The organism is Bacillus sp. LR--39 (assembly GCF_053613335.1).
Window position 1 is genome coordinate 1 of the sequence record NZ_JBSIOT010000013.1, and the last position, 3861, is coordinate 3861.

Here is a 3861-nt window from a genome sequence, read left to right on the forward strand (position 1 = left end):
GATTAAAACTGGAAGCATCGAAATATCACTTGGCGCCCATGCCGCGAATAATATGTTTTTGTGTATGTTTATTACAGAAAAAAACAGTGTGTATGGAGGAATTCCTTCTCTGTTTACGGTTACGCGGGGGAACCCGATGTGGGAGGCTTTCTTTACGATAGCGGTCAATCTTGTGTTTGCGGGGATCGCTTTATGGTACCATAAGAAATCAAAAAGTAAGCAGCAAGGGTCTTAAACCCTGCTGCTTATTAATGTGTGGATCGCTTCTTCGATATTTGTTGTCGGCTGCTGACAGGCGAAGTTTTCACAAATATAAACGGTTGTTTTGCCGTCTATGATGCGGTAGTCTGCCGCGAATGGCGCAATGTCTTTGCATTGATCAGGATGCTCTGCTACCAGAATGGAGTCGTTAGGCTTAAAGGCTTTTTGGAGCTCTGTTATGATTTGTTTTCTGGCTGGATCGTCTGCACTTCCAAAAATCACGATTTCTTTTTTAGGCATCAGATGCCTTAACACACTTTGCATAAAGAAAGCATGGCCGCTCGGATACGCGTCTATGTCTGGCTTGAACACGGAAAACATTGTTTCCGCTTTTTCGATCAGTGATAAGTCGCCTGTGACTTGCCCGAGACGCAGCAGCTGCACGGCTGCCACACTGTTTCCGGAAGGCACGGCGCCGTCGTACACTTCTTTTTCCCGGACGATTAAGGCCTCAGCATCGTGTCCGGTGAAGTAGAATCCGCCATGCTCCTCATCCCAAAATAAGCTGATCATATCGTCTGTCAGTTTCTTCGATTTTTGTAAATAAGAAAGATCAAACGAAGCTTCATAGAGATCCAGATAAGCCCATAGGAGAAAAGCGTAATCGTCAATAAAGCCTTTGTTTTTCACTTCGCCATCACGATATCGGACCATCACACGGCCGTCGATGATTAATTTGTTTTCAATAAATGTGATGGCGTCTTTCGCTAGGCTGAGATATTTCGGCTCTTGGTATACCTTTGCAGCTTTCGCAAGACCCGCGATCATCAGCGCGTTCCATGAGGTCAGCACTTTATCATCGACATGGGGATAGGTTCTTTCCTCGCGTGTCTTCAAGAGCTGCTGTCTTGCGTCTTCGAGTTTGAGGCTGAGCTCTTTTTCGGTTAACCCGGCATCCTCTTTGATTTGTTCTCGCTTTGTGTGAATGAGGTTAGGAATATTTTTGCCTTCAAAGTTTCCTTCTTCAGTGATGTCATACACTTGGCAATACAGCATTCCGAGATCGTCCCCGAGCGTTTTTACAATCTCTTCCTTTGACCACACGTAGTACCTTCCTTCTTCTCCTTCTGTATCCGCGTCTAAAGCAGAGAAAAAGCTTCCGTCTTCATGAGTCATTTCCCGCTGAATGAACGTAATGATCTGCTCACAAATCTCTTTATAGCGGCTGTTTTGCGTGACCTGGTAGGCTTCGGTATAAGCGGTTAGCAGCAGCGCATTGTCGTACAGCATTTTTTCAAAGTGGGGAACGAGCCACTCGTCATCGGTCGAATAGCGGGCGAACCCATAGCCGATATGATCGTAAATGCCGCCATTCGCCATGCTGTCCAGCGTTTTCGTCACGTTGTATAAAGCGTTCTCCTGCCCCGTATTGTGATGATAACGAAGCAAATACATCAGCATATGGGGCATCGGAAATTTCGGTGCCTGCCCGAAACCGCCGTAGATCGTATCAAACCCGCTGGCAAGCTGCTGGAATGTCCGGTGAATCGCTGACTCGCTAAGGTCGTCGCCTGACTTGGCGGCTGTTTTGGCCTGCAAATGTTTAGCGGCGTTCTCCGCAATATCCTCGACATGCTCGCGGTCGTTCGCAAACGTCTCAGACAGATGCTCAAGAACATCAACAAAACCGGGACGATTGAATTTGCTCGTCTTTGGAAAATATGTACCCGCGTAAAACGGCTTCTGATCAGGAGTGATAAACACATTCAGCGGCCAGCCGCCCTGCCCGGTCATCAGCTGGCAGATTCTCATATAAACAGAATCCACATCCGGCCGCTCTTCCCGGTCGACTTTAATCGCCACAAACCGTTCATTGAGAAGACGCGCGATTTCTTGGTCTTCAAAGCTTTCGTGAGCCATGACGTGGCACCAATGACAAGTCGAATAACCGATGCTGACCAGAACAGGCTTGTTTTCGCGTTTTGCTTTTTCAAATGCTTCTTCTCCCCACGGGAACCAGTCCACAGGGTTGTAGGCGTGTTGGAGTAAATAAGGAGACTTTTCAGTGATTAATCTATTGGGTTTATTGTTAGTGGGCATAGGATCACCTTCTTTCGTTTTTTTATAAACACAAAACTTAGCCGATTTACTTAAAAGAGGGAGAATGAAATCCCACGGGTACTAGTCAACAGGGTTGTGGGCGAGTTGAAGGAAGTATGGTATTTCTCATTGAGTTTATTGTTAGTGGGCATAGGGTCATTCTTCTTTTCTCTTGTTTCTATTCCTTTTTACTGTACCACAAGCCTCTGTTGAAATACCTCCTTAGACGAGTTTACTAAATGTTATTTCGATTGGCGGAGATTGATATGATCTTTAAAATGACTCAATTGAATATGAAAGATTTCAATAAACCAAACGAACCTTTCGTTGTTTTTGGGAGAATGATACCTGCTTTTGAAAACGATGTTTGGACATATACTGAGGAACGATTTTCTAAACCTTATTTTAAACAATATGAAGATGATGAAATAGATGTTAGTTATGTTGAAGAAGAGGGGAAAGCGGCTTTTTTATATTATGTTAAAAACAACTGCATTGGCCGGATTAAGATTCGTTCTAACTGGAATGGGTATGCACTCATAGAGGACATTGCCGTTGCAAAAGACTATAGAAAAAAAGGCGCTGGAACAGCATTATTACATAAAGCGATTGAGTGGGCAAAGGAGAATCGCTTTTGTGGTCTTATGCTTGAAACACAGATATTAATGTCTCAGCTTGTCGTTTTTATGCCAAACATCACTTTATAATAGGTGCAGTTGATACGATGCTTTATTCCAACCTTCCAACAGCAAATGAAATTGCGATTTTTTGGTACTATAAATTTTAATTGATTATAAAATCGAACGAAATGGGATTTGTTTGTGGGTTCGTTTTTTGGATCAGAAGAGGTTTCTTAATAACCTCTTCTATTCTTTAATAAGAAATGTTTTTCCACAATAGGCATAAAAACGTGAAGGATCATTCCTCCTAAACAGACGGTTAAAAGGGTTCCAATGCCGATAGGGCCTCTAAAGACAATTGCTAATACTAAGAAAAGAGCATATACCAATGTTCTTGAAAACAAGATTGTTCTTTTGGAGAGATCTCGGATAATAAGTGTTAAATGATCGATGGGCGTTGATGCGAATTTCGTCTGAAGATAGATGGCTGTTCCAAGACCGATGAGCACCAAACCAATTCCGAAACAAAGCAGTTTGCTTAACAACGCGTTTAGATAGAGGGTGTTTTTTACAACAAACAACCATAGGTCAATGCCTATTCCAGTAATGAATGCTGTAATCAAGCCCAGCAAAATAGGTTTTTTTCTCGTTAATATAGCGTTGCAGATTAAGAGGATCACAGAAATAAGGACCTCCCAGCTTCCTACGGTAAGTCCGACTTCTTTTGACAGACCAACCAAAAGAGCATCGAAGGGGGATGTGCCCAGCCCTGATTGTATGGTTAAGGAAATGCCCAAACTTAATATGAGTATGCCTAATCCGTAAAAAATATATTTCATGTTAAATCCGCGATATGTCTTTTGTCATCAGGACGTGAGGGATGCCGTCTTCCATAAATTCCTGTGAAGAAATCTGGTAGCCCAGTTTTTGATAAAATCCT

Annotated in this window: 2 protein-coding genes and 3 pseudogenes; 2 read left to right on the plus strand and 3 right to left on the minus strand. The window is 43.1% G+C overall.

Going from position 1 to position 3861, the window contains the following annotated elements:
- Positions 1-235: pseudogene (locus ACWHAR_RS19455) on the plus strand (CPBP family intramembrane glutamic endopeptidase); the annotation flags it as partial.
- Here ACWHAR_RS19455 and ACWHAR_RS19460 read toward each other — a convergent pair.
- Complete coding sequence (locus ACWHAR_RS19460) at positions 232-2301, minus strand: thioredoxin domain-containing protein (RefSeq protein WP_041337897.1); 2070 nt, start codon at positions 2299-2301, stop codon at positions 232-234. The pseudogene ACWHAR_RS19455 and the gene ACWHAR_RS19460 overlap by 4 nt on opposite strands.
- A gap of 266 nt (positions 2302-2567) precedes the next feature.
- On the opposite strand from ACWHAR_RS19460, the pseudogene satA reads away from it, so the two are divergent.
- Positions 2568-3088: pseudogene (gene satA, locus ACWHAR_RS19465) on the plus strand (streptothricin N-acetyltransferase SatA).
- Between the two features lie 66 nt (positions 3089-3154).
- On the opposite strand, the gene ACWHAR_RS19470 reads toward satA, so the two are convergent.
- On the minus strand, positions 3155-3760 hold the full coding sequence (locus ACWHAR_RS19470) for a YczE/YyaS/YitT family protein (protein ID WP_041337898.1): 606 nt from the start codon (positions 3758-3760) through the stop codon (positions 3155-3157).
- A gap of 1 nt (position 3761) precedes the next feature.
- Positions 3762-3861: pseudogene (locus ACWHAR_RS19475) on the minus strand (GNAT family N-acetyltransferase); the annotation flags it as partial.